This window comes from Sulfitobacter sabulilitoris (assembly GCF_005887615.1).
GTDB classification, from domain to species: domain Bacteria; phylum Pseudomonadota; class Alphaproteobacteria; order Rhodobacterales; family Rhodobacteraceae; genus Sulfitobacter_E; species Sulfitobacter_E sabulilitoris.
On sequence record NZ_VANS01000001.1, the window covers coordinates 1,507,778 to 1,533,687 of the forward strand.

The following is a 25,910-nucleotide window of genomic DNA, read 5'->3' on the forward strand; positions in this document are numbered from 1 at the left end:
GCCGCAGTCGAACCGGACCACGAAGGCCACCGTCAGAGCGTCGGGACCCGGTCTTGCGCCGCTGCGACGAACTGTGCGATCAGCGCCGCGTCCTTGGTCCCCGGCGCGGATTCCACGCCCGAAGACACATCGACCTGCCGCGCGCCGGTCATCGCGACCGCCTGCGCCACGGTATCGGGCGTCAGCCCGCCGGCCAGCATCCACGGCACGGGCCAGCGCCGCCCGGCGATCAGACGCCAGTCAAAGGCCAGCCCGTTGCCGCCGGGCAGGTCCGCGCCTTTGGGTGGCTTGGCATCGACCAGGATTTGGTCCGCAACGGCCATGTAGCTGTCAAGCTTCGGCAGGTCGTCCGCGTCGCCGACGCCCACCGCCTTCATCACCGGCAGGCCATAGCGCGCCTTGACCTGCGCCACGCGCGCGGGTGGCTCGCTCCCGTGCAGTTGCAGCATGTCGAGCGGCACCCGCGCCACCAGCGCATCGAGGAACGCATCGTCGGCATTCACCGTCAGCGCGACCTTGGCAAGGCCCAATGGCGCCTCGGCCGCCAGCGCCGCCGCGGCCTCCAGCGTCAGGTTGCGCGGGGACCTGGCGAAGAAGACGAAGCCGCCATAAGCCGCACCGGCGCGCGCCGCCGCAGCCACGTCCGAGGCGTGCGTCAAACCGCAGATCTTGACTGATACCGGGGTGTTGTTCATGCCTGCCTTTGACCACGCACGGTCCCGTTCGGCAAGAGCGGGCCTCAGCCTGCTTCGTCGAGCAGCGCCAGAACCTCGTCCTTGTCCTTGTGCTTCTCGCCCTTCAACCGGGCGATCTCACGCTCCAGCCGGCGCATTTCGCGGGCCTGGCGCGCGGCTTCGGCCCGTTCGCCGTATTCGCGGATCCATTCCCAGACGAAGCCGACCAGCAGACCCACCAGGATACCCCCCAGAATGACCAGAAACAGCGGCAACTGGATCGACGGATTCACGGCGAAAAAGCCCGCGACCTCGTTGGGCAGAACCTTGAGCATGACCATGTCACGATTGGCCAGGGCCACCGCGATCAATGCGATGGCGAAAATTGCAATGCAGGCATAGCGGATGTAACGCATCAGGATTTCCCGTTCAGGCGGTCACGCAACAGTTTTCCGGTCTTGAAGAACGGCACGTATTTCTCTTCGACATGAACGGTTTCACCCGTCCTTGGGTTCCGACCGACCCGCGCATCGCGCTTCTTGACCGAAAACGCGCCAAAGCCGCGCAGCTCGACCCGGTCGCCCCGCGCCATGGCACCCGTCACTTCTTCGAAGATGGTATTCACGATACGCTCGACATCCCGCTGATAAAGGTGTGGATTTTCATCCGCGATCTTCTGGATCAGTTCGGACCGTATCATGGCAGTGACTCCCCCGGGGTTGGCGCATGGTTTTCCCATCGTGTCTTTCCAAACTATAGAAAGAAACCGGTTACGGGAATAGAAGCCTTGCGCCCCGGTGCGTTTTTTGGCCGGGGAAGGGTCTGTTTTTGAGGGATTTTTTGCCAAACCCCGCATCCAAACCCGGCGCACAGCGGCACGCAGGTCGGGGCGATAACCCCGCGCGGGCCCGATTCGCACCAACGAAAAAGGCCCTGCACGTTGCGTGCAGGGCCCCATTCAGTGTGTGTCGTCACGACGCAAGGCCGTGGATCAGTCGTCGTCGCCCTTGAGTGCCGCACCCAGGATGTCGCCCAGGGATGCGCCGCTGTCGGAAGAGCCATACTGCTGCACGGCCTCTTTCTCTTCGGCGATTTCACGCGCCTTGATCGACACGCCCAGACGGTGCGCCTTGGCATCGACGTTGGTGATGCGCACGTCGACCTTGTCACCGACGCTGAACCGCTCGGGGCGCTGCTCGGCACGGTCACGGCTCAGGTCGGAGCGGCGGATGAAGGACTTCATGCCCTCGTATTCCACTTCGATCCCGCCATCCTCGATCGCGGTCACGGTCACCGTCACGATGGAGCCGCGCTTCACGCCGCCAACCGCTTCGGCGAACTTGTCGCCACCGACGTTCTTGATCGACAGGCTGATGCGCTCTTTCTCGACGTCAACCTCGGACACGACCGCCTGGACGGTATCGCCCTTGCGGTAGTTCTGGATCGCGTCCTCGCCACGCTCGTCCCAGGACAGGTCGGACAGGTGAACCATGCCGTCGATGTCGCCCGGCAGGCCAACGAACAGACCGAATTCGGTGATGTTCTTGACTTCGCCTTCGACCTCGGTGCCCTCGGGGTGCGTTTCTGCAAACACTTCCCACGGGTTGCGCATGGTCTGCTTGAGACCAAGCGAAACGCGACGCTTGGCCGCGTCGATTTCCAGAACCATGACTTCGACTTCCTGAGAGGTCGACACGATCTTGCCGGGGTGGACGTTCTTCTTGGTCCAGGACATTTCGCTGACGTGAACCAGGCCTTCGACACCCGGCTCAAGCTCGACGAATGCGCCGTAGTCGGTGATGTTCGTCACACGGCCGGTGTGCACCGAATCCAGCGGATACTTGGCGCCGACCAGATCCCAGGGATCTTCCTGCAGCTGCTTCATGCCCAGGCTGATACGGTGGGTTTCCTTGTTGATCTTGATGACCTGCACCTTGATCGTCTCGCCGATCGACAGGATCTCGGACGGGTGGTTGACCCGGCGCCATGCCATGTCGGTGACGTGCAGCAGGCCGTCGACGCCGCCCAGATCCACGAACGCACCGTATTCGGTGATGTTCTTGACCACACCGTCGACGGTCTGGCCTTCGGTCAGGTTGCCGATGACTTCCGCGCGCTGCTCGGCACGCGATTCCTCGAGGATCGCACGGCGCGACACCACGATGTTGCCCCGGCGGCGATCCATTTTCAGAATCTGGAAGGGCTGCTTGAGACCCATCAGCGGGCCTGCGTCGCGCACGGGGCGCACATCGACCTGGCTGCCGGGCAGAAACGCCACTGCGCCGCCCAGATCGACGGTGAAGCCACCCTTGACGCGGCCAAAGATTGCGCCTTCGACGCGCTCTTCGTCGGCATAGGCCTTCTCAAGCCGGTCCCAGGCTTCTTCGCGGCGGGCCATCTCGCGCGAAATCACGGCTTCGCCGCGCGCGTTCTCGACCTGACGCAGGAAGACTTCGACTTCGTCGCCCACTGCGATCTTCGGGCTTTCGCCCGGATCTGCGAATTCTTTCAGCTCGACGCGGCCTTCCATCTTGTAGCCGACGTCGATGATGGCCTGGCCCGCTTCAATTGCGATCACCTTGCCTTTGACGACACTGCCCTCTTCGGGCGTGTCCATTTCAAAGCTTTCTTCCAACAGTGCTTCGAAGTCTTCCATTGAGTTTGATTGAGCCATGTAGCTTACGTTTTCCTTTTGCGTGTCAGTTTTCTGGCCGCGCGGTTGTCTCCGCCGGTCTGTGGATGTCAATTTGGACGAAGGTGGACGCAAACAAGAAAGGGCCGGTTGGAACCGACCCTGCCCGCAGATGTACGCCCGAGGCTGTGACCGCCCCTTCGACAGACGCTCCTATAGGCCAGTTGCCCCCTGTGCGCAAGGGGCTGGCGGGCGTTTCGGGCAAATCCGGCGCAGTGTTCCGCCCGGCCCGCGCCGCGTGCTGGAACCCGGTGGTCAGCCGCGTGCCGCCTCGACCGCGGCGATGGCGGCGGCGACGGCCTCGTCGATGGACATCTCGGAGGTGTCGATCACAACCGCATCCGACGCGGGCTTGAGCGGCGCCTCGGCGCGCTGCATGTCGCGGGCGTCGCGGTCCTTCACATCGGCCAGCACCTGTTCGAATGACGTCTCGACGCCGCTGTCGCGCAATTCGGCAAAGCGGCGCTGCGCCCGGACCTCGGCGCTGGCGGTCACGAACAGCTTGGCATCGGCATCGGGGCAAATGACCGTGCCGATGTCGCGTCCGTCCAGAACCGCGCCGCCGTCACGCCGGGCGAATTCGTGCTGAAATTCGCGCAAGGCGGCGCGGACATCCGGAATCACGGCCACCCGGCTGGCCGATTGCGCCACTTCGGGGCTGCGCAGGTCGGGCGCGTCCAGATCGCCGGGCACCAGCGCGCGCGCCGCCGCCTCGGGCGTCATGCCCAGCAGCACCTTGGCCCCGACCGCGCGATACAACAGGCCGGTATCCAGATGCGCCGCCCCGAAGTGCGCCGCCACCGCGCGCGAAATCGTGCCCTTGCCCGCCGCCGCGGGGCCGTCGATGGCAATGGTGAAAGCCCCCTTCACGGCATGTCCTTTCGCGGTGCGGCCCCGGTTGGCGCCAAAAGCCATGCGCCCAGCGCCACCCCCCCCGCCAGCCCGAACAGCGCCCATTTCACCACCGTGAACTGGCTTGCCCGCAGGATGGCCGTTCCTGTGGCGTCCGCACCGCTCAGCAGCAGCTCGGCCACCAGCGCGTTTTCCGCCAGATCCATCAGCAGATACCCCGCCGGGGCCAACAGGGCGATCAGCCGCACCCATTGGCGCAGCCCCCGCGCCTGCACCCAGGTGACACCGCCCAGCGTAAAGGCCGCCAGCACCGGAAAGACCGTATCCCAAAGCCGGAACGTGCCCAGATAGATCAGCGTCGCATGCGGCGATATGGCCGCCAGATAATCCCGCGCCTGCGCCATCGTGTAGCCGGTCAGATGCGCGTCGAAGGGCGCAAGCCCGGGCGCCGGCGTCAGCACCGTCCGCGACAGCCAGGCCAGATAGGCAAAACACAGCACGGCCATGATGCCCGTGGCCCACAAGAGACGCGTGGCGCGGGTCATCCGCCTGTCCGCTCGACCTGCGCGCCAAGGGTCTTCATCAACGGCTCGAAGATCGGGAAGGATGTCGCGATCGGGCCGCCGTCATCGACGCTGACGGGGTTTTGCGACGCCATGCCGAGAATCAGGAACGACATCGCGATACGGTGGTCCAGGTGGCTGGCGCAGGTGGCCCCCCCCGGCACGTTGCCGTGGCCCAGCCCGGTGACGGTCCACCAGTCGGGGCCGTCCTCGACGGTGACGCCATTGGCGCGCAGGCCCGTGGCCATCGCGTCGATCCGGTCGCTTTCCTTGACGCGCAATTCCTTGACACCCCGCATCACGGTATCGCCCGTGGCAAAGGCGGCCACGACCGACAGCACCGGGTATTCGTCGATCATCGACGCCGCGCGCGCGGGTGGCACCTCGATTCCCTTCAGGTCGGGCGAAAACCGCGCCCGCAGGTCCGCCACCGGCTCGCCGCCCTCGACCCGCTCGTTTTCAAAGGTCAGATCCGCGCCCATCTCGCGCAGCGTGGTGAACAGCCCCGCCCGCGTCGGGTTCAACCCGATCCCCGGCACCAGCACGTCCGACCCCGGCACGATCAGTGCCGCGCAAACCGGAAAGGCGGCCGAGCTCGGATCGCGCGGCACATCGATCCTTTGCGGTGTCAGTTCCGGCTGCCCGGTAAGCGTGATGACGCGCGCCTCCTCGGTGTCCTCCACCGTGATCTGCGCGCCAAAGCCCGCCAGCATCCGCTCGGTATGGTCGCGCGTCGCCTCTGCCTCGATCACGACGGTCTGGCCCGGAGCGTTCAGCCCGGCCAGCAGCACCGCCGATTTCACCTGCGCCGAAGGCACCGGCACGACATAGCGCACCGGCACGGGATCCGCCGCGCCGACCAGCGTCATCGGCAACCGTCCGCCCGCGCGTCCCACCGCCTGCGCGCCGAAGTCCGCCAACGGGTCCGTGACCCGCGCCATCGGACGCTTGTTCAGGCTTGCGTCGCCGGTGAACGTCGCCGTGATCGGCGAGGTCGCCATCGCGCCCATGATCAGCCGAACGCCCGTGCCGGAGTTGCCGCAGTCGATCACGCCGTCAGGTTCGGCAAACCCGCCCACACCAACGCCCTGCACCGACCAGTTACCGCCGCCAAGGTCGGTCACTTCGGCACCGAACGCGCGCATGGCCTTTGCCGTATCCAGCACGTCCTGCCCTTCCAGCAGGCCGCTGATCGTCGTCTCGCCGACGCAGAGCGCACCCAGGATCAGCGCGCGATGTGAAATGGATTTGTCGCCCGGCACCTCCGCGCGGCCCGCAAGGGGGCCGCAGGCACTGGAGGTCATCGGGATCGGGGCGCCGTGGCTGGACATATCGAACTACTCGTCTGACTGCTTCGGCACCGTCTTAGACCAGCCGGGGGGGCGGCGTCCATCGCACGGCGGCGCCGGATCACGTTTTGCGAAAGGTCAGGTAGTGCGGAGTCCGTCCCTCGCGCAGCGCCTTCTGCTCGTAGCGGGTCGAAATCCAGTCATCCCAAGGCGTGCGCCAGTCATCGGGCCCTTCGGCCAGCCACTCGAACCCGTGCCGCGGCACCTGCTCGAGCGTCTGGCGCACGTAATCCTCGATGTCGGTGGCCACGCGGAACATCGCCCCCGGCCTGAGCACCCGCCCCAGCGGCTCAAGGTGTTCGGGCGTGACGAACCGGCGGCGGTGGTGGCGCGCCTTTGGCCAGGGATCGGGATACAGCAGGAACGCCCGGTCGATCGATCCATCCGGCAGAACGTCGAACATGTCGCGCACGTCGCCGGGGTGAACGGCAAGGTTGTCCACGCCTGCGCGTCGGATCTTGCCCAACAGCATGGCAACGCCGTTGATATAGGGTTCGCACCCGATGATGCCGACCTGCGGGTTGGTGGCGGCCTGATGCACCATGTGCTCGCCACCGCCAAAGCCGATTTCCAGCCACACCGGCTTGCCGTCGAACAGCGTCTTCAGGTCCAGCGGTGTGCGTTCCGGGTTTGCATCCCAAGCCACGGCGCCGGGCGACAGCGCGTCGAGGTCTTCGTCGATGTAGCCCTTCTGCGACGGCTTGAGCGATTTGCCCTTGAGGCGGCCATAGAAGTTGCGGCGGGGGCGGGTTGGATGTGTCATGGCGCGCGGTTTAGCCGGGCCGCGCGCGGGGCGCAACGGGGGCGGTGCACCGCCGCGCCGCAGCCCGAGGCAAAACCGCCGCACCCCATGCATCTGACGCGCATTGGCTACAGCGCATGACGTAGCGCGCGCTCTGTTGAACTCGCGGGGCAGTCTGGTAACTTAAGTGTCGCTCGTGCTCCGACAGGTTCACCCCCCAGGCGGAGCACGAGTGATTTTGTGCGCATTCCAAGGAGATCAGCGTGAACGTCGAAGGCGGCCGAGAAAGCTGGAACAACCGCGAGGATCTGGCGATGGCGCAGGCATTGCGTCACACGCGCCTGCCGCTGTGTTTTACCGATCCCACCCTGCCCGACAATCCGATCATATACGCCAACTCGGCCTTCTGCGAATTGACCGGCTACCCGCTGGATGAAATCCTGGGGCGCAACTGCCGGTTTCTGCAGGGTGACGCCACCACCACGGACAGCATCGACAACATCCGGCGGATCATCGAAAAGCAGGAGGTCGCGACCGTCGAAATCCTGAACTACCGCAAGGACGGCACCCCGTTCGTGAACGCCCTCCAGATCGGGCCGATCATGGACGATGACGGAAAGATCGCCTTTTACTTCGGATCGCAACTCGACATCACGGCCGAACACGAGCGTCAAAAGACCGCAAGGAAGCTCGCGAATGACGAATTGCTGCACCGCCTGCGCAATATCGTGAATGTCATGTCGGTCACGGTCAAGATGACCGCACGGTCCGAACGCGACCCGGTCGATATGGGCCACAAGATCAACGCCCGCCTGCATGCGCTGAGCGATGCACATTTCAGCACATTCGGCGAATCGATGAACAACAGCATCGAGGTCTCAACGCTGGCCAGTTCGATCCTGACCGCCTATGCCCCGCTCGGCCAGGCGCAGTTCGAGCTCTTGGGCCCGAATTTCCTGCTGCCCGGCGGGTTGACCTCTCCGGTGACGCTGCTGATGCACGAACTTGCGACAAATGCGGTCAAGCACGGCGCATTGAGCGTCGAGACCGGGCATGTCGCCTTTCACTGGTCGCTGTCCGAAACGGCGAACGACCGGACGCTGATCTGCCATTGGCGCGAAACCGACGGCCCCGAGGTCAAGGTGCCCGAACGCGCCAGCGGATCGCAGATCGTTCAGGCGCTGGTCGCGGCGGCGGGCGGCACCCTGTCCTTCGATTGGCGCCCCGAGGGGCTGGTGGTCGAGGCGAGCCTGCCGGTCGGCAACTGATCACCGGCATCGCTGCCAACGCGGCTTGCGCGGTCTCGCATTCGTGGCACAGTGGGCGGCGATCGTCCCGTCCACAGCCCCGGAGCCGCGCCCATGTCCAACGATCCGCTGTTGCAGCCCTACCGGTTGAAGCACCTGACGCTGAAGAACCGGATCATGACCACCGCGCATGAACCGGCCTATCCCGAAGACGGGATGCCCACCGACCGCTACCGCGCCTATCACGAAGCGCGCGCGCGCGGGGGTGTGGGCCTGACGATGACCGCCGGATCGGCTGTGGTGTCGCGCGACAGCCCGGCGGCGTTCAACAATATCCTCGCCTACCGCGACGAGGTCGTGCCGTGGATCCGGCGGCTGACCGACGCCTGCCATGCGCATGGCTGCGCGGTGATGATCCAACTGACGCACCTGGGCCGCCGCACCGGCTGGGACAAGGGCGACTGGCTGCCATCGGTGTCGCCCGGCCCCGACCGCGAACCCGCGCATCGCGCCTTTCCCAAGCTGATCGAGGCCTGGGACATCGCGCGGATCACTTCGGATTACGCCGACGCCGCCGAACGGATGCAGGCGGGCGGCATGGACGGGATCGAGCTTGAAGCCTACGGGCACCTGATGGACCAGTTCTGGTCGCCGCTCACCAACCGGCTGGAGGGCGCCTATGGCGCGCAGAGCCGTGACACTCGCCTGCGCTTTGCGCTCGAGGTGCTGGAGGCCATCCGCGCCCGCGTCGGCCCCGATTTCATCGTCGGCCTGCGCTTCATCGCGGACGAGGACGCGCCCGGCGGCATCGACGCCGACGAAGGACTGGCCATAGCCCATGCGCTGAAAGCCACCGGGCATGTCGATTTCCTGAACGTCATCCGCGGGCGCATCCATACTGACGCGGCCCTGACCAAGGTCATTCCGCTGCAAGGGATGCGCAGCGCGCCGCACCTGGATTTCGCGGGCCGCGTGCGGGCCGAGGTGGGCCTGCCCACATTCCACGCCGCGCGCATTCCCGATGTGGCCACCGCGCGGCACGCGGTGCAGGCGGGGCTGCTGGATCTGGTGGGCATGACACGCGCCCATATCGCCGACCCGCAGATCGTGCAAAAGATCATGACCGGGCGCGAACACGACATCCGCCCCTGCGTCGGCGCGACCTACTGTCTGGACCGGATCTACCAGGGCGGCGAGGCGCTGTGTATCCACAATGCGGCAACGGGCCGGGAACTGACCATGTCACACGACATATCGCCCGCCGCGGCAAAGCGCCGGATCGTCATCGTCGGCGCAGGCCCCGGCGGGCTGGAAGCGGCCCGCGTCGCGGCAGAACGCGGCCACCACGTGACCGTGTTCGAGGCCGCGGGCGACCCCGGCGGCCAGATCCGCCTGACCGCGCGCAGCCCCCGCCGCCGCGAGATGATCGGCATCATCGACTGGCGCATGGCCCAATGCGCCGCACGCGACGTGGTATTCCGCTTCAACACCTATGCCGAAGCCGACGACGTGCTGAACGAGGCCCCCGACGTGGTGATCGTCGCCACCGGCGGGCTGCCCAACCTCACCCTGTTCGAAACCCGCGCCGAGGCCGCGCATATCCTCAGCACCTGGGATCTGATCTCGGGCGATGTCAAAGCGGCCGGGCGGGTCCTGGTCTATGACGAAAGCGGCGACACGCCGGGGTTGCAGGCCGCCGAAGTCGCGGCAGAGGCGGGCGCGGAGGTCGAGGTGATGACCCCCGACCGGACCGTGGCCACGGACATCATGGGGATGAACGTGACGCCCTACATGACGGCGCTCCAGGCCCGCGACGTGACCTTTACCGTCGCCCGTCGTCTGCTCGACGTCGCGCGCGACGGCAACCGCCTGCGCGCGACCATCGGCACCGACTACGGCGACCGGCGCTGGCAACAAAGCTACGATCAGATCGTGGTGAACTACGGCACCCGCCCTCTGGACGACCTGTATCATGCGCTCAGACCCTTGTCCGGAAACGGCGGCGCGGTCGATTACGATGCGTTGATCGCGGGACGTCCCCAGCCGCACGCCGGCGACGGGTTTCAAGTGTTCCGCATCGGCGACGCCGTGTCGCCACGCAACACCCATGCGGCAATCTACGATGCGCTGCGGCTGGTCAAGGATCTGTGAAAGAGGTCGCGACCAAAGCCGCGCCCTGGCCGGTCCCGCCCCCCGTGGTATCCGCAAGGCAGCGACGTTGGGCAGGCGTTCCATCCACCTTTGACGTGCCGTAAGGGAATGGTCCGACCGCGTCGGCGGCGCGGATGAGACCCGCCCGAACCTTGCGACGAGTTCAGGAACGGGCGCTTTTTCGTCCACGGCACCGGACAGGGCGCAAGGCCCGGACGGGTCAATCGCGCTCACACCCATGGCCGGACTCCGTCGCATCTGGGCCCGGAGCGTGACCGCCGCCGTCTGTGACGGCCGCGATCGTGCGCAAGGCGCGCCTCCCGTGCAGCAATGGTACGCCTGCGGGCGCCTAGATCGCCGCCTTCAGCCTTTCGGCCAGATCGGTCCGCTCCCACGAAAATCCGCCATCGGCCTCTGGCGCGCGGCCGAAATGCCCATAGGCCGCCGTGCGCGTGTAGATCGGCTTGTTGAGTTGCAGATGTTCGCGAATGCCGCGGGGGGTCAGATCCATGATCTTGCGGATGGCCTTTTCGATGGCGCTGTCGTGTATGTCGCCATCCCCCGTGCCGTAGGTATCGCAGTAGATCGACAGGGGTTGGCTGACCCCGATGGCATAGCTGAGCTGGATGGTGCATTTGTCGGCCATGCCCGCCGCCACGACATTCTTGGCCAGATAGCGCGCGACATAGGCCGCCGAGCGGTCCACCTTGGTCGGGTCCTTGCCCGAGAATGCGCCGCCGCCATGCGGCGCGGCGCCGCCATAGGTATCCACGATGATCTTGCGGCCCGTCAGGCCCGCATCGCCATCCGGCCCGCCGATCACGAAGGTTCCGGTCGGATTGACGTGCCACACGGTATCGGCGTCGATCCATCCCTCGGGCAGCACCTCGCGGATGTAGGGTTCCACGATGTCGCGGATATCGGCGCTGGTCTGATGCGCATGCGCGTGCTGGGTGGACAGCACGATTGAGCTGACGCCGACCGGCTTGCCATCGACATAGCGCACCGAAAGCTGGCTTTTGGCATCGGGGCGCAGGGTGGGTTCGCTGCCGTCCTTGCGGGCCTCGGCCAGACGCCGCAGGATCGCGTGGGAATAATGGATCGGGGCCGGCATCAGCTCGGGCGTCTCGGTTGTGGCAAAGCCGAACATGATCCCCTGGTCGCCGGCGCCTTCGTCCTTGTTGCCCTTGGCATCGACGCCCTGGGCGATATGGGCGGACTGCTCGTGCAGCAGGTTGGTGACCTCGCAGGTCGCATGGTGGAACTTGTCCTGCTCGTACCCGATGTCCTTGATGCAGGCGCGCGCGATGCCGTCGATGCGGGCCATGTACTCGGTCAGCTTGGCCTTGTCCGACAGCCCCACTTCGCCGCCGATCACCACGCGATTTGTGGTGGCGAATGTCTCGCAGGCGACTCGCGCCTCGGGCTCTTCGGTCAGGAATGCGTCGAGCACCGCATCCGAAATCCGGTCACAGACCTTGTCGGGATGCCCTTCGGAAACGGATTCCGAGGTGAAGATATAGTTTTTGCGGGACATGTCGTGCTCCAGTAAAAAGATCAAGTGCCACGTCAGGAAGCCGTTGTGACACGATTACGAGGGCTTACGTGGCCGCCAGTGCAGCGTCAATCATAAACTGCTGCGGCGTTTTCGACCTTTGCCCGCGGCCCTGCGGCGGGGGGGCCGTATCGTGCGCCTGCGCCGGTTGCGGCCTGCCCGCAGGGCTGCGGCGGAGAGCACGATGGTCAGGAAAATCACCAGCGGCGTATCGCCGGTGCGGCTGTAGAGCGTCGGCGGCAACGCCGCGGGCAGCGCCGCATCGACATAGCCCGCCTGCCCCAGCGCAAGGCTTTGGACGATGCGGCCACGCGGGTCGATCATCGCGGATATGCCGGTGTTGGCCGCGCGCATCATCGGCAGCCCCTGCTCGATCGCGCGCATCCGCGCCTGCGCAAGGTGCTGCTGCGGGCCGGAGGTCTGCCCGAACCAGGCATCGTTGGTGATCTGGATCAGCATCCCCGGTCGCGACGGCGCGGCATTCACATCATGCGCAAAGACCGCTTCGTAGCAGATCAGCGGCAGCGCGGTGCCCAGTGCCCCCAGGTCCAGAAGCCGCGCGCCCGGGCCGCGCCCGTAGCCGTTGCCATCCGCCGCCGCCAGACCGCGCAGGCCGAAGCGGCCCAGCAAATTGCCGAAGGGCAGGTATTCGCCGAAAGGGACGATATGGTGCTTGTCATAGGTCTGTGCGACGCCGCCCTGCCCGTCCAGCAGCACCAGCGAATTGTAAAGCGTGCCCGCCTCGCGCCGTTGCACGCCAAGGATCACCGGTGTCCCGCCCGCGGCCTCGGCGATCTGTTCCAGCGCGGGGGGCGCCGCCTCCAACAGCCACGGGATCGCGGTTTCGGACCAGACCACCAGGTCGGGCGCGCGGGCGGCGGGCGCGGGCGGCGCCGCCGTCAGCGCAAGCTGGCGTTCATAGAACATCCGGATCTTGTCGGGTTGCCATTTTTCCTTTTGCGGCGCGTTGGGCTGGATCAGGCGGACCCATGTCTCCGTCAGCGCCGAGGGCGCGCGCGCAGGGGGCAACATCACCAGCGTCACCGTCGCGATCAGCAAGAGCGTCTGGCCCAGGCGCAGGGCCGTGCCGCCGCGATACACGGCCGGGTAGGACAGGGCCCAGGCCATCAGGCACATCCACAACATCGCACCATGCGGACCCACCCATGCGAGGCTTTGTCCCGCCAGCGCCGACACAAGCACCTGCGGCGGGGAGGCCCAGGGAAACCCGGTGAAGAGATAGGCGCGCAACAGCTCGGCCGCCGTCCAGGTCAGCACCAGCGGAAACGCCCGCCGCGACAGCCGCCGCGCGGCCCAGAACGCCAGCCCCCAAAACAACGCCAGCCCCCCCGCCAGCAGCGCCAGCGCAAAGGGGGCCATCCAGCCATAGCGCGCGGCATCGATCTGGAACGGCTCGACAATCCAGAGGAGCGACACCGCAAAATAACCCGCCCCGAGCGCCCAGCCGGTCAGCGCCGCGCGCCCCGCGTGGGTCTGGCGGCGCAGCATCACGAAGGCCATCACCATGACCAGGGGCAGCACCAGCGCGAAATTATGGGGCTCCTGCCCCAACGCGCCCACGGCCCCAAGGGCCGCGGCCACCAAAAGCTGGCTCCAGATCGGGAGCTTCGGGAACCAGCCCCAGACCTTGGGCAGGCGCCGTGGCTCCAGCGTGCTCACCCGGCGCCGCCGACGCGCACGCGCAACCGCTTGATCCGGCGCGGATCGGCGTCGATCACCTCGAATTCGATGCCGTCGGGGTGGATCACGACCTCGCCGCGCGCGGGCACACGGCCCGACAGCATGAACACCAGACCGCCCAGCGTGTCGATCTCTTCCTCGTCCACTTCGTCGTGGTCGGTCAGGGACTTGCCGATTTCGGCCTCGAATTCCTCCAGCGGCGTCTTGGCCAGCGCGAGGTAGCAGCCGGGCTTTTCCTCGGTCCAGTTGAGACCCTCGTCGACATCGTGTTCGTCCTCGATCTGCCCGATGACCTGTTCGATCAGGTCCTCGATGGTCACCAGCCCGTCCACGCCGCCGTACTCGTCGATCACCAGCGCCATGTGGCGGCGTTCGGCCTGCATCTTGGTCAGCAGCACGCCGATGGTCATCGACGGCGGCACGAACAGCAGCGGACGCAGCATGGCGCGCAGATCGAAACCGGTCGCGTCGCCGTTGAAGCCGTGGGTCAGCGCCAGATCCTTGAGATGCGCGAGCCCAACGGGCGTATCGAGCGTGCCGTCGTAGACCGGCAGGCGCGTCATCCCGCTTTCCTTGAACACCGCGACCAGTTCATCGAGGGTCGAGGTGACCGGCACGGCGACGATTTCGGCCTTGGGGATGGCCACGTCATCGACCCGCATCCGGCGCAGGTTGATCATGCCGTGCGTGGTGGGGCGTTCGGGTGCCTGCGGCTCCGGCGCGTCCTCGGTTTCGCCCTCGTAAGGGCTGAGCGCGCCGATCACGCGCGACAGAAAACTGCCAGATTTTCCAGTGGGTTCATCGTCGGTAGAAGGGTCAACATCCGACTGCGCGCCAAGCGCTGCGTCAGACGATCCGTCGGTGTCGGGCATGTGGTCCTGTCCAGGGCAATTACGGCGGTCTTCGCCTATCCAACCCTATATGGGTCATCAAGACCCAATTTGCCAAGTATTTCAGTCTCGATGCGCTCCATCAGCGTGGCATCCGGGTCACGAACATGATCGTAGCCCAACAGGTGCAGGATACCGTGCACGATGAGGTGGGTCACATGGGCCGATACCGGCTTGCCCGCGGCCTGCGCTTCGGCGGCGCAGGTGTCATAGGCGATGGCGATATCGCCCAGCTCAAAGGCGCCGCCCGGATCGGGCGCGGGCGGGTCCGGCCGCCGCCCCGGTTCGTCGGCGGCCAGCTCCTCGGCGGGCCAGCTCAGTACATTCGTGGCGGTGGGCTTGTCGCGGAACTCGGCGTTCAGAACGGCGATGCGCGCATCGTCGCAGGCCAGGAGCGCGATTTCGACGGCGCCGGGGTCGATCCCCTGATGTTCAAGGGTCGCGGTGGCGGCGGCCTGTGCCAGCGCATCGAGGTCCAGCGCCTGCCAGCGGGGATCCTCGCAGACCAGATCGACGGGGCCCATGTCAGGCCTGCGTGGGGGCCAGCCCCCACACCCCCGGGATATTTGGAAACACGAGAAGCATGAAGGGCACCATCAGACCAGACCGGTATCGGCCTCGTAGGCTTCGATGATGGCGGCGACGAGCGGGTGGCGCACCACGTCCTTGGAGGTGAAATAGTTGAAGCTGATCTTGGGGATCGTCTTGAGCAGACGCTCGGCGTCAGCGAGGCCCGACGGGACACCGCGCGGCAGGTCGATCTGGGTGCGGTCTCCGGTGATGACCATGCGCGACCCCTCGCCCAGACGGGTGAGGAACATCTTCATCTGCATCGAGGTGGCGTTCTGCGCCTCGTCCAGCACCACAAAGGCATTGCTGAGCGTGCGCCCCCGCATGAAGGCAAGCGGGGCGATTTCGATCTTTTTCTCCTCGACCAGCTTGGCCAGCTGCTTGCCCGGCAGAAAGTCGTTCAGCGCGTCATAGAGCGGCTGCATGTAGGGATCGACCTTGTCCTTCATGTCGCCGGGCAGAAAGCCGAGGCGTTCGCCCGCCTCCACGGCCGGACGGCTGAGGATGATCTTGTCCACGTGGCCGCCGATGAACATCGACACGCCCACGGCCACGGCGAGATAGGTCTTGCCGGTGCCCGCGGGGCCGATGCCGAACGCCAGTTCGTTGTCGAACAGGGACTGGACATAGGTCTTTTGCGCCTCGGTGCGCGGTTCCACCCGTTTCTTGCGGGTCTGGATTTCGATCCGCGCGCCCATCGGCATTTCCAGCTGGTCGCCGTTCTCGACATCCACGGGGTCCTCGAACGGGCCCATGCGCAATTCGCGATCCACATCCGCAGGCTCCACGCTGCGCCCCCCTTCGAGGCGGGCGTAAAGCGCGTGCAGGACCCGCAGCGCGTCGGTCTGCGCCTCGGCGGCGCCCATCACGGAAAGCTGGTTGCCCCGGCGCACGATCTGCACGTCGAGCGCGGTTTCAATCGCGGCAAGATGCGCGTCGTAGGGGCCACAAAGATCGATGAGAAGGCGGTTGTCGGGAAACTCGACCGTGCCACGGGGTATGTCGCGCACGGGAGGAGGCGGAGTTGAGATGCTGGAAGGCAATACCTGCTCCTTGCGGGTAAGAGTCGCTGTGAGGGTGCCAACTTCGGGCACCATGCGCAAGCGCGCGCGGACGTATTTCGCCGCTTTGGATCAAAAAAGCCGTGGTGCGTTGCGGCAACCTGCCGCATCGGCGGGCAGCGGCGCTGCGGCAGGCCAAGGCATCGCGGCGCAGGCGTCGATGCAGATGACCGAGGCCGATCTGCGCGCGCCGGGTGTCCCGGTGCCGGTGCCGCCCCCGCTGGCCGCGCGGCGCGCACATTGGACATCGCGCAAGGCCCGAGAGGATCGCGGCCCCGTCGAGGTGGGGCAGACCGAAAAAGGCCGGGATGCGATTGCGCCCCGGCCAAAATCTTTACGATGCCCCCTATGGGATCAGTTGGGATCGCGGATGCTTGATCCGGCCTTGAAATCGCCCACTGTCTGCGTCGGTGCGGCCACGCCCGAACAGACCGGTTTGCCATATTTGTCGAGCCGCGCGGACAGATATCCTTCGACGCCATCGTCGATGATCCAGTGATCGCAGCCGTTGGGATCGACCCAGATACCGGCCTTGAGCTGGCTCAGGTCCTTGCCATCGACGCCGCGGTCGACCGTCTTGTCAGCCGGATAGCCGTTGCCGAAACCGGCTTCGTAATCACCGCAGGCCGATAGGCCAGTGGCGGCAGAGAGGACCAGTATGAGTTTGAATGATGTCACTGTCTTGTCCCCTTAGCGGATGCAGATGATTTCGACGCGACGGTTCTTGGCCATCCCGGCAACGCTGTTATTGGGCGCCGCGGGCAGCCGTTCGCCGTAGCCGCGCACATCGGAAATACGCGCGCCGGCCGCTTTGGCCACGCGCGCCACCGAATTGGCCCGGTTCAGCGACAGGCGCATGTTGTAGGCGTCGGACGCCCGGCTATCGGTGTGGCCGGTGATGATATAGGCGGTGGCGTTGGCGTCCTGGAAGAACTTGCGCAGGGCTTCCTGGCCGGGTTTGTGGATGCGGTAGCTGTCGGTCGCGAAATACTGGTCGGTGTTCATCACGCCGCACACATCGCCACGCCGGCACACCGGGATCCCCTGACGGGTGGTGTGCGGGGTCATGTATCCCTCGGCGCCATCATCCATGACCCAATGTTCGCATCCGTCGGGATCGACCCAGATCGTCGGGATGTACTGGCCCTTGTCGCGGCCCTGCTGCGATTTGGTCTGTGCCTGCGCCTGGGCGCCGTGCAGCGCCACGGCCGCGGCAATCGCCAGTGCGGCGCACCCGCGCATTGCCTTGATGATGGAAGATCCCACAGCCTTGTCCCTCACTCTTGTTCCTCATGAAAAAACGGCCATGGCGAACAGAGCGGCCACGCCTCGCGGAATGTGGAAAGACTATGTAATATTTATGGCGCTGTGAAGATGATTAAACCACATATTGTGTCTAATTTGGCACCACTCCCCAATGGAGAGGCGCATTATCCACAATCACAAGGCAATGGCGGCGCGTCGCACAGGGTCAGATCGGGCGACCGGCGAGCGAATTTGCCTTGGCCTGCACGATTCTGACGGGGACGATATCACCCACCTTGGCCTGCCCGCCATCGATGTGCACGGCGTGCAGATACTCGGATTTTCCGACCATCTGCCCCGGCAGGCGGCCGGGTTTTTCCACCAGCACACGCACCTCGCAACCGACCATGTCGGTCTGGATCTGCTGCTGGTGCCGGGTGATCAGGGCCTGGATGCGCTGCAGGCGGTCGTCCGCGGCGGCGGGGTCGATCTGGCCGCGCTCGGCGGCGGGGGTACCGGGGCGCGTCGAATATTTGAACGAATAGGCATAGCCGTATTTCACCTCTTCGATCAGGTCCAGCGTGGCCTGGAAATGCGCTTCCGTCTCTTCGGGGAAGCCGACGATGAAGTCGCCCGACAAGACGATATCGGGGCGCGCGGCGCGGATGCGGTCGATCACCCGCAAATAGCTTTCGGCGGTGTGGCTGCGGTTCATCCGTTTGAGGATGTAATCGCTGCCCGACTGCACCGGCAGGTGCAGGTATGGCATCAGCTTGGCGCAGTTGGCATGCGCCTCCAGCAGATCGTCGGTCATGTCGTTGGGGTGGCTGGTGGTAAAGCGGATCCGCTCCAGCCCGTCGATCTCGGCCAGCGCCCAGATCAGCGCGGCAAGCGAATAATCCCGCCCTGCCGGCCCTTCGCCATGGTAGGCATTGACGTTCTGGCCCAGCAGGGTGATCTCGCGCACGCCACGCTCCACCAGGTCCCTTGCCTCGTCCAGGATACGGTTCACCGGGCGGCTGACCTCGGCGCCGCGGGTGTAGGGCACCACGCAAAAGGCGCAGAACTTGTCGCAGCCTTCCTGCACCGTCAGGAACGCGGCGGGCGCGCGCGCGGCCTTGGGGCGGGCGGCAAGGTGGTCGAACTTGTCCTCCGCCGGGAAATCGGTGTCGAGCGCGCTGCGCCCCGCGCGGACCTCGGCCTCCATTTGGCCAAGACGGTGATAGGATTGCGGACCGACCACCAGATCGACGGCCGGCTGGCGGCGCATGATTTCCGCGCCCTCCGCCTGCGCCACGCAGCCCGCCACGCCGATCTTGAGATCGGGATTGGCGGCCTTCAGCGGCTTGAGACGACCGAGTTCGGAATAGACTTTTTCGGCGGCCTTTTCCCGGATGTGGCAGGTGTTGAGCAGGATCATGTCCGCATCGTCGGCCCGGTCCGTCGCCACATACCCCTGCGCGCCCAGCGTTTCGGCCATGCGTTCGCTGTCGTAGACGTTCATCTGGCAGCCGTAGGTCTTGATAAACAGCTTTTTCGGCGCGGACATGGGGCGGCTCCGGTAAGAATGTGCGAATGGCCGGGTCACTAGCAGTCGCAGCGCAGGCTTGCAATGCACAGTGATTTAACCGATTCTGCCACACAGTCCCGCAGTCGAGGTTCCATGCGCTATTCCAGCTTAAGCCAATTCCTGAAAGACGGCAAAGCGGCACTTGCCAAGGGGCCGGTCGCCATCGTGATGGTCGAGGATGACGTGGAGATCGACACCACCCTGCGCCACCACCAGCAGGCGGGCTTTGCCAGCGTGATCGCCCTGATGCCGCCCATGTTCGACCTGCCGCGCGATCTGACGGAAACCGTGTCGCGCATCGACCATGACATCAGCACCGAGGGCGCTGTCGAAGACGCGCTCAACCGGATCATTGCGGTCGCCCCACCGGTCTGGATGTATTACGGCTTCAACGCCGAATACCTGTTCTACCCGTTTTGCGAGACCCGGTCGGTGGGCGAAATGCTGGCCTTTCAGACCGAAGAGCGGCGCGATGCGGTGCTGACCTATGTGGTCGATCTGTATGCCGAGGATCTCGGGCGATTTCCCGACGCGGTTTCGCTCGATCATGCGCATCTGGACCGATCGGGGTATTACGCGCTGGCGCGCAGCGATCCGGCCAACCACAACCACCCCAAGGAACGGCAGCTCGACTTTTTCGGCGGGCTGCGCTGGCGGTTCGAGGAACACGTGCCAAGCGCCCGGCGCAAGATCGACCGCATCGCGCTGTTCCGGGCCAAACCGGGGCTGAGGCTGCGTGCCGACCACACGTTCAACGACGAGGAATACAACACCTACGCCTGCCCCTGGCACCACAACATCACCGCGGCGGTCTGTTCGTTCCGCACTGCCAAGGCGCTCAAGCGCAATCCCGGCAGCACCTACGACATCGAGACGTTCAAATGGCACAATTCCGCGCCGTTCGAATGGCATTCGCGGCAGTTGCTGGATCTGGGCCTGATGGAGCCGGGCCAGTGGTTCTGACCGGCTGAGCGGCGACCGGCAGCCGCGGCGGCGGTCGGCTTCAGATGGTTTGAGCCATAAGAAACCCGCGGCTACCGCACCGGATCAGCGGTATCGCGGCGATAGATGGTCGGAAACCAGTCATCGCGCAGCCGCTGGCCCTGCACCATGTCATGCCCCGGAAAGGGCGGCGATGTGGGGCCGGGCCGCCGGGTATACCGCGCATCATCCCCCACCATGCGGACCGAAAACGCGCGCCGCCGCGCCGCGGTGGCATTGCCCCGCGCGCCATGCAGCACCGCAAAGTGAAAGGCCACCGCATCGCCCGGCTGCATCGCCCATTCCAGCACGCGCAGGCCTTCCGCGTCGGGGTCCGGCACGGGAATATAGGCGTCCGTCTCGGGATAGAAGCTGGTCTGCGACAGCCAGCGGGTCGGCAGCACGGGGCGCGGCCAGAGGTGAGAACCCGCCACGCAGCGCAGCGATGCGTCCGTCACCGGGTCGAGCGGCGACCAGAAGCTGACGGTCTGTCGCCCCTCGACGAAATAATAGGGGCCGTCCTGATGCCAGGGCGTCGGCTTGGCGGTGCCCGGTTCCTTGACCAATACGTGATCGTGGAACAGCTGCGTCGTCTCGCTTTGCATGAGATCGGCGGCCACCTCGGCCGCCGGGCTGGTGCGGATCGCCTGTTCGAACGCGGGGATGCGCTGCCAGTTGCAGTAATCGTCAAAAAACCGCCCCGCCGCGCCCGGCTCGAGGTTTTCGGCCGCATAGGGGCCGGGCGACGCCATGTTCTGCGCCACCCCGTCGCGCAGGCTGTCGACGTGATCGGCGAACAGCCCCTTGACCAGGACTGCACCGTCACGGGCGAAGTCATCGATATGGCGTTGGGTGATCAGGGGGTGCGGCATGGGCGCAATGTCCGGTTCGGGCCGCCGCCGTCAGGGCGTCGGACAGGGATCAGGAGCGGCGGCGCAGGCGGATCACCACATCGACCGACGCGATCTGCGCGCCGTCCGGGGCATCGGGCAGTTGCGAAATCACAAGCTGGTCCGAAGGCGCATCGGTCAGGCGACCGTCGTCTTCCCAGAAGAAATGCGGGTGGTCGTGCGTATTGGTGTCGAAATAGCTCTTGGAGCCGTCCACCGTGACTTCCTGCATCAGGCCCGCCTCGCAGAACGCGCGCAGCGTGTTGTAGACCGTGGCCAGCGACACCGCCTCGCCCTGCGCCTTGGCCGCGTCGAAAAGGCTTTCGGCGGTGACATGGCGGTTCTGGCCGTCGCCCACCAGCAAGGTGGCAAGCGTCACCCGTTGCCGCGTGGGCCGCAGCCCCGCCTGCGCGAGCCAGTCTGTCCCGATGTCATGTTGCGTGCGCACGATAGCAGCCCCTTTGAACCTTGCGCACTATATAAGGCGTCTTGGCGGGAGTTTTCAAATGAAAATCCGGTGACGGCCGCAGGACCGTCCGGCGCCGACGCATCCCCCGCGCCCGATCCCCGGCGGGGCCTGCCCGCGTGCGCCGGGTCGTGGCGCACGACGCGGCACTCTTGCAGGATCGTCCAAGGCGGTGCTAGACCGGGTGAAATATTCAAGCGACACCGAGCAGGAGACGTGCGCACCGATGGCCGATTACCCCACGAGCTTTGACAAGGACGACCTATTGAAATGCGCCCGTGGGGAGTTGTTTGGCCCCGGCAACGCGCAACTGCCCGAACCGCCGATGCTGATGATGGACCGGATCACCGACATCTCCGGCGACGGCGGCCCGCACGGCAAGGGCCACGTGGTCGCGGAATTCGATATCACCCCCGACCTGTGGTTCTTTGAATGCCACTTTCCCGGCAATCCGATCATGCCCGGCTGCCTGGGCCTCGACGGGCTGTGGCAACTGACCGGTTTCAATCTTGGCTGGCGCGGATGGCAGGGGCGTGGCTACGCACTGGGCGTGGGCGAGGTCAAGCTGACCGGCATGGTGCGCCCCGACCGCAAGATGCTGACCTATCATGTCGATTTCACCAAGGCGATCCAGACCCGCCGCCTGACGATGGGTGTCGCCAACGGACGGGTGGAAGCGGATGGCGAAACCATCTATCAGGTCACCGACATGAAAGTCGCGCTGTCGGAAAACTAAGCCGGCGCGCCAATTTGCCGGAACAAAGGAGTGCGCCATGCGCCGTGTGGTCGTGACAGGGATGGGCATCGTCTCATCCATCGGAAACAACGTCGAGGAGGTTCTGGCCTCGCTCAAGGCGGGCACCTGCGGGATCGTGGCCAGCCCCGAGATGGCCGAGCACGGCTTTCGCAGCCGGATCGCCGGCACCCTCAAGATCGACGTGGCCGAGCATGTGGACAAGCGCACGCTGCGCTTCATGGGCCCTGGTGCGGCCTATGCGCATATCGCGATGGGTCAGGCGATCGCCGACGCGGGCCTTGACGAAGATGTCATCTCCAACCCGCGCACCGGGCTCGTGGCCGGCTCCGGCGGGCCATCGACCAGCGCGATGTTCACCGCGCACAACGTGGTAAAGGACACCGGCGCGACCAAGCGGATCGGGCCGTTTTCGGTGCCGAAATGCATGTCCTCCACGGTCAGCGCGAACCTGTCGACGGCCTACAAGATCAAGGGCATCAACTATTCCATCACCTCGGCCTGCTCCACGTCGCTGCATTGCATCGGCAACGCGGCCGAACAGATCATGATGGGCAAGCAGGACGTGATGTTCGCCGGTGGCGGCGAAGAACTGGACTGGACCCTGTCGTGCCTGTTCGACGCCATGGGCGCGATGAGCAGCAAGTACAACGACGCCCCCGAAACCGCGAGCCGCGCCTTTGACGCGGACCGCGACGGGTTCGTGATCTCGGGCGGCGGCGGCATGTTGGTGCTCGAGGAGCTGGAGCACGCGAAAGCGCGCGGCGCAAAGATCTATGCCGAAGTCACCGGCTATGCCGCGACCAGCGACGGCCACGACATGGTGGCCCCGTCGGGCGAAGGCGGCGAGCGCGCGATGCGTCTGGCACTGGGCACCCTGCCCGAGGGGCGCAAGGTCGGGTACATCAACGCGCATGGCACCTCCACCCCCGTCGGCGACGTGGGCGAGATCGAAGCCGTGCGCCGCGTCTTCGGGCAAGGCAACACGCCGCCCGTCAGTTCGACCAAGTCGATGACCGGCCACGCCCAGGGCGCCGCCGGCGCGCTCGAGGCGATCTTCAGCCTCTTGATGCTCGAGCATGATTTCATCGCCCGGTCGATCAACGTGCAAAACCTGGACCCCAGGCTCGATCCCTCCGAAATCGCGCTTGAGCGGGTGGACAATGCCGGTCTTGACAGCGTGATGACCAACAGCTTCGGCTTCGGCGGCACCAACGGGTCGATGATCCTTTCGAAATTTCTGGGATAAGAAATCATTATGTCTGATCTGCTCAAGGGAAAACGCGGCCTGATCATGGGGGTCGCGAACGACCGCTCCATCGCATGGGGCATTGCCAGGGCGATGGCCGGGGCGGGCGCCGAACTGGCCTTTACCTACCAGGGCGAAGCCTTCGGCAAACGCCTCGAGCCGCTGGCGGCCTCGATCGGGTCGGATTTCATGGTGGACGTCGATGTGACCGACGATGCCTCGCTCGATGCCGCCTTCGGGCAGTTGGGCGCGCGCTGGCCCACGATCGATTTCGTGGTGCATGCCATCGCCTTTTCCGACAAATCCGAACTGACGGGGCGGTTTCTCAACACCAGCCGCGCCAATTTCAAGAATTCGATGGATATCAGCGCCTATTCCTTCATCGAGGTGGCGCGCCGCGCGCATCCCCTGATGGTCGAGAACGGCGGCACCCTGCTCACGCTCACCTACCAGGGCAGCAACCGCGTCGTGCCCAACTACAACGTCATGGGCGTGGCCAAAGCGGCCCTGGAAAGCGCCACGCGCTATCTGGCCAACGATCTGGGCCCCGAGGGCATCCGCGTCAACGCCATCTCTCCGGGTCCGATGAAGACACTGGCGGGGGCGGCCATCGGCGGTGCGCGCCGCACCTACAAGCACACCGACATGAACGCACCCCTGCGCGCCAACGCCACGCTTGAGGCAGTCGGCGGCACGGCGGTCTATCTGGCATCCGACGCCGGCGCCTGCACCACGGGCGAGATCATCCGCGTCGATGGCGGGTTCCACATCCTTGGAATGCCGCAGGCCGAAAACCTGTAGCATCGCAAGGCGGGGCCGCTGATCGGGCGGGCACGACCCCACCCAAAACTTGATCAAGATCAACACCCCGCCGGCGAATGCAGCCAGACTGCGCGCAAGCGGGAGTGATACTCATGCGATTTCTGACAAAATTCAACGGCGGCGGTCATGCGTGACAAGCCAAACCTGGCGTCCCTGCCCGGATTGGCGTTCACCACCGACCGTGACGGCATCATCGTGGATATCGGCGCCGCGAACTGGAAKCGCTTTGCCGCGCGCAACGACGCGCCCGAACTCACATCCGACGCGGTGCTGGGCCAAAGCCTTTTCGACTTTGTCGCGGGCGCGCAGGTCCAGGACCATCTGCACGACACGCTGGAGCGCCTGTCCACTGACCCGAGCCTGTCGTGGGTGTTGCCGTTTCGCTGCGATGCACCGGATGTCAGGCGCACCATGCGCCAGTTCCTGCGGCCGATGTTCTGCGGCGCGGCCTGCTCGGGGTTCATCTTTCACACCGTCGAGATCTACGAACTCAAACGTCGCCCGGTGGGCATGTTCCAGTTCAAGCGGCTGCGCAAGCTGACACGCGAAAGCGGCGCACTGCTGCCGCCGATGACCATGTGCAGCTGGTGCCAGCGCGTGCGCGGCGACGCGACCGGCGGAAAGTGGGTAGAGGCGGACGCCTTCGAGGCCGCAGGCGGCAGCGCCGATGTGGTGCTGAGCCACGGGATCTGCGGGGACTGCCTGGAACTGGCGGCCGATCTTTTCCTGTGGAGCTGACCGCCGCGCACGGCGCGATCGCCAAGTTCCCGTCACAATGCCCGCCCGCCGCGCGCCGGAACCCAATGGGAATTGACTGGAAATCGAATTATTAAAATCGCCGACGGTCCTAAGGGTGCCATATTTCCATGGCTCCATCGGATCATGGATTTCACAGACGCCCCCGCCCGCCGCCAACTCCGTTACCGCGCCCGCGCGCGCCGTGCCAGATGGGCCGCGCGCCTGATGGTGCCGGTCTGCGCCCTGACGGTCTCTGCCGCCCTCTGGACCGAACCGCAGATCGCGGTCGAGTTGAAACGCGGGCTTGAGACATTGCAGCCTCTGCTCGAGGGCCGGACCGCGGCGGCTGAACGCGAGCCTGCGGGCGATGCGGTCATGGCCGCGGCCGACCAGACCGCATCACTGGGAAATGGCCTGCCGCCCTCCGCGGTTCAGGTGCGCCGCGCGGGCGCCATCGCCATCGATTGATCCGACATGAAAAAGGCGGCCCCCCGAGGGACCGCCTTCTGTCTTGCTCCATCCGCATGACCGCCGAACGCGGTGCCGCGTGTCTGGCCCCGTTCAGGCGACCTTGACCAGTTCGATGTCGAACTTCAGGTCCTTGCCCGCCAGCGGGTGATTGGCGTCCAGCGTCACGGTCGCCTCGTCCACCTCGACCACCGTCACCGGCATCGCCTGGCCATCGGGGGTCTGCATCTGCAACTGCGTGCCGATGTCCAGCGGGATCTCGGCGGGGATGCCTTCGCGCGGAACCGCCTGGCGCATCTCGGGGTTCAGCGGGCCATAGGCCTCGTCCGAGGGAACCTGAACCGTTTTCTTGTCGCCGACTTCCATGCCGGGCAGCGCCGTATCCAGACCGGGAATGATCTGGCCCGAACCCACGGTGAACTCAAGCGGGTCGCGGCCCTGGGAACTGTCGAAGGTGGTGCCGTCCAGCAATGTGCCGGTATAGTGAATTTGTACGGTGTCGCCCGATTTGACCTGGGTCATCTGAATCTCCAATCATGTAAGGGAAAAGGGTGCGGGAGGCCGCGTATCTGCGCGGGTGCTCCTGAGATACGCCCTATGTGGGCATCCTTGGGCGCAGAGTAAACCCCGCAGCGGCGGGTTTTCGCCCTTTTCCACGGCGCGGACCCGTGACACTCTGA

Annotated in this window: 27 protein-coding genes and 1 riboswitch; of the genes, 8 read left to right on the plus strand and 19 right to left on the minus strand. The window is 65.6% G+C overall.

Annotated elements, in window-relative coordinates:
* Nucleotides 1-32: 32 nt before the first annotated feature.
* The 8 genes from FDT80_RS07165 to trmB form a co-directional block, all read right to left on the minus strand.
* Entirely contained in the window at nucleotides 33-695 is a 663-nt protein-coding gene (locus FDT80_RS07165; RefSeq protein ID WP_138661494.1) for a phosphoribosylanthranilate isomerase, read from the minus strand.
* Between the two features lie 44 nt (nucleotides 696-739).
* Entirely contained in the window at nucleotides 740-1,090 is a 351-nt protein-coding gene (locus tag FDT80_RS07170; RefSeq protein ID WP_138661495.1) for a LapA family protein, read from the minus strand.
* A complete protein-coding gene (gene ihfB / locus FDT80_RS07175; RefSeq protein WP_138661496.1) occupies nucleotides 1,090-1,374 on the minus strand; it encodes an integration host factor subunit beta in 285 nt (94 codons plus the stop codon). Before ihfB ends, FDT80_RS07170 begins: the two co-directional genes overlap by 1 nt.
* Before the next feature lie 291 nt (nucleotides 1,375-1,665).
* Nucleotides 1,666-3,441 (minus strand): 30S ribosomal protein S1, encoded by a 1,776-nt coding sequence (gene rpsA, locus FDT80_RS07180; RefSeq protein WP_342777643.1) that lies wholly within the window; start codon nucleotides 3,439-3,441, stop codon nucleotides 1,666-1,668.
* A 180-nt stretch (nucleotides 3,442-3,621) separates the two neighbouring features.
* Nucleotides 3,622-4,236: a (d)CMP kinase gene (locus tag FDT80_RS07185; protein WP_246039886.1), complete on the minus strand. Its 615-nt coding sequence runs from the start codon at nucleotides 4,234-4,236 to the stop codon at nucleotides 3,622-3,624.
* A complete protein-coding gene (locus FDT80_RS07190) occupies nucleotides 4,233-4,763 on the minus strand; it encodes a hypothetical protein (RefSeq protein ID WP_138661499.1) in 531 nt (176 codons plus the stop codon). Before FDT80_RS07190 ends, FDT80_RS07185 begins: the two co-directional genes overlap by 4 nt.
* Complete coding sequence (aroA, locus tag FDT80_RS07195; RefSeq protein WP_138661500.1) at nucleotides 4,760-6,112, minus strand: 3-phosphoshikimate 1-carboxyvinyltransferase; 1,353 nt, start codon at nucleotides 6,110-6,112, stop codon at nucleotides 4,760-4,762. Before aroA ends, FDT80_RS07190 begins: the two co-directional genes overlap by 4 nt.
* A gap of 79 nt (nucleotides 6,113-6,191) precedes the next feature.
* On the minus strand, nucleotides 6,192-6,893 hold the full coding sequence (trmB, locus tag FDT80_RS07200; RefSeq protein WP_170311806.1) for a tRNA (guanosine(46)-N7)-methyltransferase TrmB: 702 nt from the start codon (nucleotides 6,891-6,893) through the stop codon (nucleotides 6,192-6,194).
* Nucleotides 6,894-7,135: 242 nt separating this feature from the next.
* Here trmB and FDT80_RS07205 point away from each other — a divergent pair, with 242 nt between their 5' ends.
* The gene (locus FDT80_RS07205) at nucleotides 7,136-8,140 is read left to right on the plus strand and encodes a PAS domain-containing protein (protein ID WP_246039887.1); all 1,005 of its coding nucleotides are present in this window, start codon (nucleotides 7,136-7,138) and stop codon (nucleotides 8,138-8,140) included.
* Between the two features lie 93 nt (nucleotides 8,141-8,233).
* Nucleotides 8,234-10,270 carry an NADH:flavin oxidoreductase gene (locus FDT80_RS07210; protein ID WP_138661502.1) on the plus strand — a complete coding sequence of 679 codons (2,037 nt, stop codon included), beginning with the start codon at nucleotides 8,234-8,236 and terminating at the stop codon, nucleotides 10,268-10,270.
* 349 nt (nucleotides 10,271-10,619) lie between these two features.
* Here FDT80_RS07210 and metK read toward each other — a convergent pair whose 3' ends face one another.
* From metK to miaB, 8 genes are all read right to left on the minus strand, one after another.
* Complete coding sequence (gene metK, locus FDT80_RS07215; protein ID WP_138661503.1) at nucleotides 10,620-11,807, minus strand: methionine adenosyltransferase; 1,188 nt, start codon at nucleotides 11,805-11,807, stop codon at nucleotides 10,620-10,622.
* Nucleotides 11,808-11,811: 4 nt separating this feature from the next.
* A riboswitch (SAM-SAH riboswitch) is annotated at nucleotides 11,812-11,862 on the minus strand.
* Between the two features lie 35 nt (nucleotides 11,863-11,897).
* A complete protein-coding gene (gene lnt / locus FDT80_RS07220; RefSeq protein ID WP_246039888.1) occupies nucleotides 11,898-13,505 on the minus strand; it encodes an apolipoprotein N-acyltransferase in 1,608 nt (535 codons plus the stop codon).
* Nucleotides 13,502-14,398: a hemolysin family protein gene (locus FDT80_RS07225; RefSeq protein ID WP_138661504.1), complete on the minus strand. Its 897-nt coding sequence runs from the start codon at nucleotides 14,396-14,398 to the stop codon at nucleotides 13,502-13,504. Before FDT80_RS07225 ends, lnt begins: the two co-directional genes overlap by 4 nt.
* Before the next feature lie 35 nt (nucleotides 14,399-14,433).
* Nucleotides 14,434-14,940 carry an rRNA maturation RNase YbeY gene (ybeY, locus tag FDT80_RS07230; protein ID WP_138661505.1) on the minus strand — a complete coding sequence of 169 codons (507 nt, stop codon included), beginning with the start codon at nucleotides 14,938-14,940 and terminating at the stop codon, nucleotides 14,434-14,436.
* Between the two features lie 72 nt (nucleotides 14,941-15,012).
* Nucleotides 15,013-16,029, minus strand: a complete 1,017-nt coding sequence (locus FDT80_RS07235) for a PhoH family protein (RefSeq protein WP_246039889.1) — start codon at nucleotides 16,027-16,029, stop codon at nucleotides 15,013-15,015.
* A gap of 372 nt (nucleotides 16,030-16,401) precedes the next feature.
* Nucleotides 16,402-16,725, minus strand: coding sequence for a hypothetical protein (locus tag FDT80_RS07240; RefSeq protein ID WP_138661507.1), 324 nt, complete (start codon nucleotides 16,723-16,725; stop codon nucleotides 16,402-16,404).
* A gap of 12 nt (nucleotides 16,726-16,737) precedes the next feature.
* Nucleotides 16,738-17,313 carry an OmpA family protein gene (locus tag FDT80_RS07245; RefSeq protein WP_246039890.1) on the minus strand — a complete coding sequence of 192 codons (576 nt, stop codon included), beginning with the start codon at nucleotides 17,311-17,313 and terminating at the stop codon, nucleotides 16,738-16,740.
* Nucleotides 17,314-17,518: 205 nt separating this feature from the next.
* The gene (gene miaB / locus FDT80_RS07250) at nucleotides 17,519-18,841 is read right to left on the minus strand and encodes a tRNA (N6-isopentenyl adenosine(37)-C2)-methylthiotransferase MiaB (protein ID WP_138661508.1); all 1,323 of its coding nucleotides are present in this window, start codon (nucleotides 18,839-18,841) and stop codon (nucleotides 17,519-17,521) included.
* Between the two features lie 114 nt (nucleotides 18,842-18,955).
* Between miaB and FDT80_RS07255 the strand changes: the two genes are divergently transcribed.
* A complete protein-coding gene (locus FDT80_RS07255; protein WP_138661509.1) occupies nucleotides 18,956-19,825 on the plus strand; it encodes a hypothetical protein in 870 nt (289 codons plus the stop codon).
* Between the two features lie 71 nt (nucleotides 19,826-19,896).
* On the opposite strand, the gene FDT80_RS07260 is transcribed toward FDT80_RS07255, so the two are convergent.
* Together FDT80_RS07260 and irrA are read right to left on the minus strand one after the other, a co-directional pair.
* On the minus strand, nucleotides 19,897-20,715 hold the full coding sequence (locus FDT80_RS07260; RefSeq protein WP_138661510.1) for a phytanoyl-CoA dioxygenase family protein: 819 nt from the start codon (nucleotides 20,713-20,715) through the stop codon (nucleotides 19,897-19,899).
* A 49-nt stretch (nucleotides 20,716-20,764) separates the two neighbouring features.
* On the minus strand, nucleotides 20,765-21,184 hold the full coding sequence (irrA, locus tag FDT80_RS07265; protein ID WP_138661511.1) for an iron response transcriptional regulator IrrA: 420 nt from the start codon (nucleotides 21,182-21,184) through the stop codon (nucleotides 20,765-20,767).
* Between the two features lie 241 nt (nucleotides 21,185-21,425).
* Here irrA and fabA point away from each other — a divergent pair, with 241 nt between their 5' ends.
* The 5 genes from fabA to FDT80_RS07290 all read left to right on the plus strand — a co-directional run bounded on the left by fabA (nucleotide 21,426) and on the right by FDT80_RS07290 (nucleotide 25,230).
* Nucleotides 21,426-21,935, plus strand: coding sequence for a bifunctional 3-hydroxydecanoyl-ACP dehydratase/trans-2-decenoyl-ACP isomerase (fabA, locus tag FDT80_RS07270; RefSeq protein WP_138661512.1), 510 nt, complete (start codon nucleotides 21,426-21,428; stop codon nucleotides 21,933-21,935).
* Between the two features lie 37 nt (nucleotides 21,936-21,972).
* Entirely contained in the window at nucleotides 21,973-23,202 is a 1,230-nt protein-coding gene (fabB, locus tag FDT80_RS07275; RefSeq protein WP_138661513.1) for a beta-ketoacyl-ACP synthase I, read from the plus strand.
* A gap of 9 nt (nucleotides 23,203-23,211) precedes the next feature.
* On the plus strand, nucleotides 23,212-24,003 hold the full coding sequence (locus FDT80_RS07280) for an enoyl-ACP reductase FabI (RefSeq protein ID WP_138661514.1): 792 nt from the start codon (nucleotides 23,212-23,214) through the stop codon (nucleotides 24,001-24,003).
* 147 nt (nucleotides 24,004-24,150) lie between these two features.
* Nucleotides 24,151-24,762 (plus strand): hypothetical protein, encoded by a 612-nt coding sequence (locus FDT80_RS07285; protein WP_138661515.1) that lies wholly within the window; start codon nucleotides 24,151-24,153, stop codon nucleotides 24,760-24,762.
* A 144-nt stretch (nucleotides 24,763-24,906) separates the two neighbouring features.
* Nucleotides 24,907-25,230 (plus strand): hypothetical protein, encoded by a 324-nt coding sequence (locus FDT80_RS07290; protein ID WP_138661516.1) that lies wholly within the window; start codon nucleotides 24,907-24,909, stop codon nucleotides 25,228-25,230.
* A gap of 93 nt (nucleotides 25,231-25,323) precedes the next feature.
* Here FDT80_RS07290 and FDT80_RS07295 read toward each other — a convergent pair whose 3' ends face one another.
* A complete protein-coding gene (locus FDT80_RS07295; protein WP_138661517.1) occupies nucleotides 25,324-25,752 on the minus strand; it encodes an FKBP-type peptidyl-prolyl cis-trans isomerase in 429 nt (142 codons plus the stop codon).
* Between the last annotated feature and the right edge of the window lie 158 nt (nucleotides 25,753-25,910).

Bases quoted from the DNA above. Each gene is read 5' to 3' on its own strand.
- fabA (WP_138661512.1), top strand. From the start codon at position 21,426: ATGGCCGATTACCCCACGAGCTTTGACAAGGACGACCTATTGAAATGC.
- FDT80_RS07295 (WP_138661517.1), bottom strand. From the start codon at position 25,752: ATGACCCAGGTCAAATCGGGCGACACCGTACAAATTCACTATACCGGC.
- fabB (WP_138661513.1), top strand. From the start codon at position 21,973: ATGCGCCGTGTGGTCGTGACAGGGATGGGCATCGTCTCATCCATCGGA.
- miaB (WP_138661508.1), bottom strand. From the start codon at position 18,841: ATGTCCGCGCCGAAAAAGCTGTTTATCAAGACCTACGGCTGCCAGATG.
- FDT80_RS07290 (WP_138661516.1), top strand. From the start codon at position 24,907: ATGGATTTCACAGACGCCCCCGCCCGCCGCCAACTCCGTTACCGCGCC.
- aroA (WP_138661500.1), bottom strand. From the start codon at position 6,112: ATGTCCAGCCACGGCGCCCCGATCCCGATGACCTCCAGTGCCTGCGGC.
- FDT80_RS07280 (WP_138661514.1), top strand. From the start codon at position 23,212: ATGTCTGATCTGCTCAAGGGAAAACGCGGCCTGATCATGGGGGTCGCG.
- FDT80_RS07210 (WP_138661502.1), top strand. From the start codon at position 8,234: ATGTCCAACGATCCGCTGTTGCAGCCCTACCGGTTGAAGCACCTGACG.
- FDT80_RS07255 (WP_138661509.1), top strand. From the start codon at position 18,956: ATGCGCTATTCCAGCTTAAGCCAATTCCTGAAAGACGGCAAAGCGGCA.
- FDT80_RS07225 (WP_138661504.1), bottom strand. From the start codon at position 14,398: ATGCCCGACACCGACGGATCGTCTGACGCAGCGCTTGGCGCGCAGTCG.
- FDT80_RS07190 (WP_138661499.1), bottom strand. From the start codon at position 4,763: ATGACCCGCGCCACGCGTCTCTTGTGGGCCACGGGCATCATGGCCGTG.
- metK (WP_138661503.1), bottom strand. From the start codon at position 11,807: ATGTCCCGCAAAAACTATATCTTCACCTCGGAATCCGTTTCCGAAGGG.
- FDT80_RS07170 (WP_138661495.1), bottom strand. From the start codon at position 1,090: ATGCGTTACATCCGCTATGCCTGCATTGCAATTTTCGCCATCGCATTG.
- ihfB (WP_138661496.1), bottom strand. From the start codon at position 1,374: ATGATACGGTCCGAACTGATCCAGAAGATCGCGGATGAAAATCCACAC.
- FDT80_RS07165 (WP_138661494.1), bottom strand. From the start codon at position 695: ATGAACAACACCCCGGTATCAGTCAAGATCTGCGGTTTGACGCACGCC.
- FDT80_RS07260 (WP_138661510.1), bottom strand. From the start codon at position 20,715: ATGCCGCACCCCCTGATCACCCAACGCCATATCGATGACTTCGCCCGT.
- trmB (WP_170311806.1), bottom strand. From the start codon at position 6,893: ATGACACATCCAACCCGCCCCCGCCGCAACTTCTATGGCCGCCTCAAG.
- ybeY (WP_138661505.1), bottom strand. From the start codon at position 14,940: ATGGGCCCCGTCGATCTGGTCTGCGAGGATCCCCGCTGGCAGGCGCTG.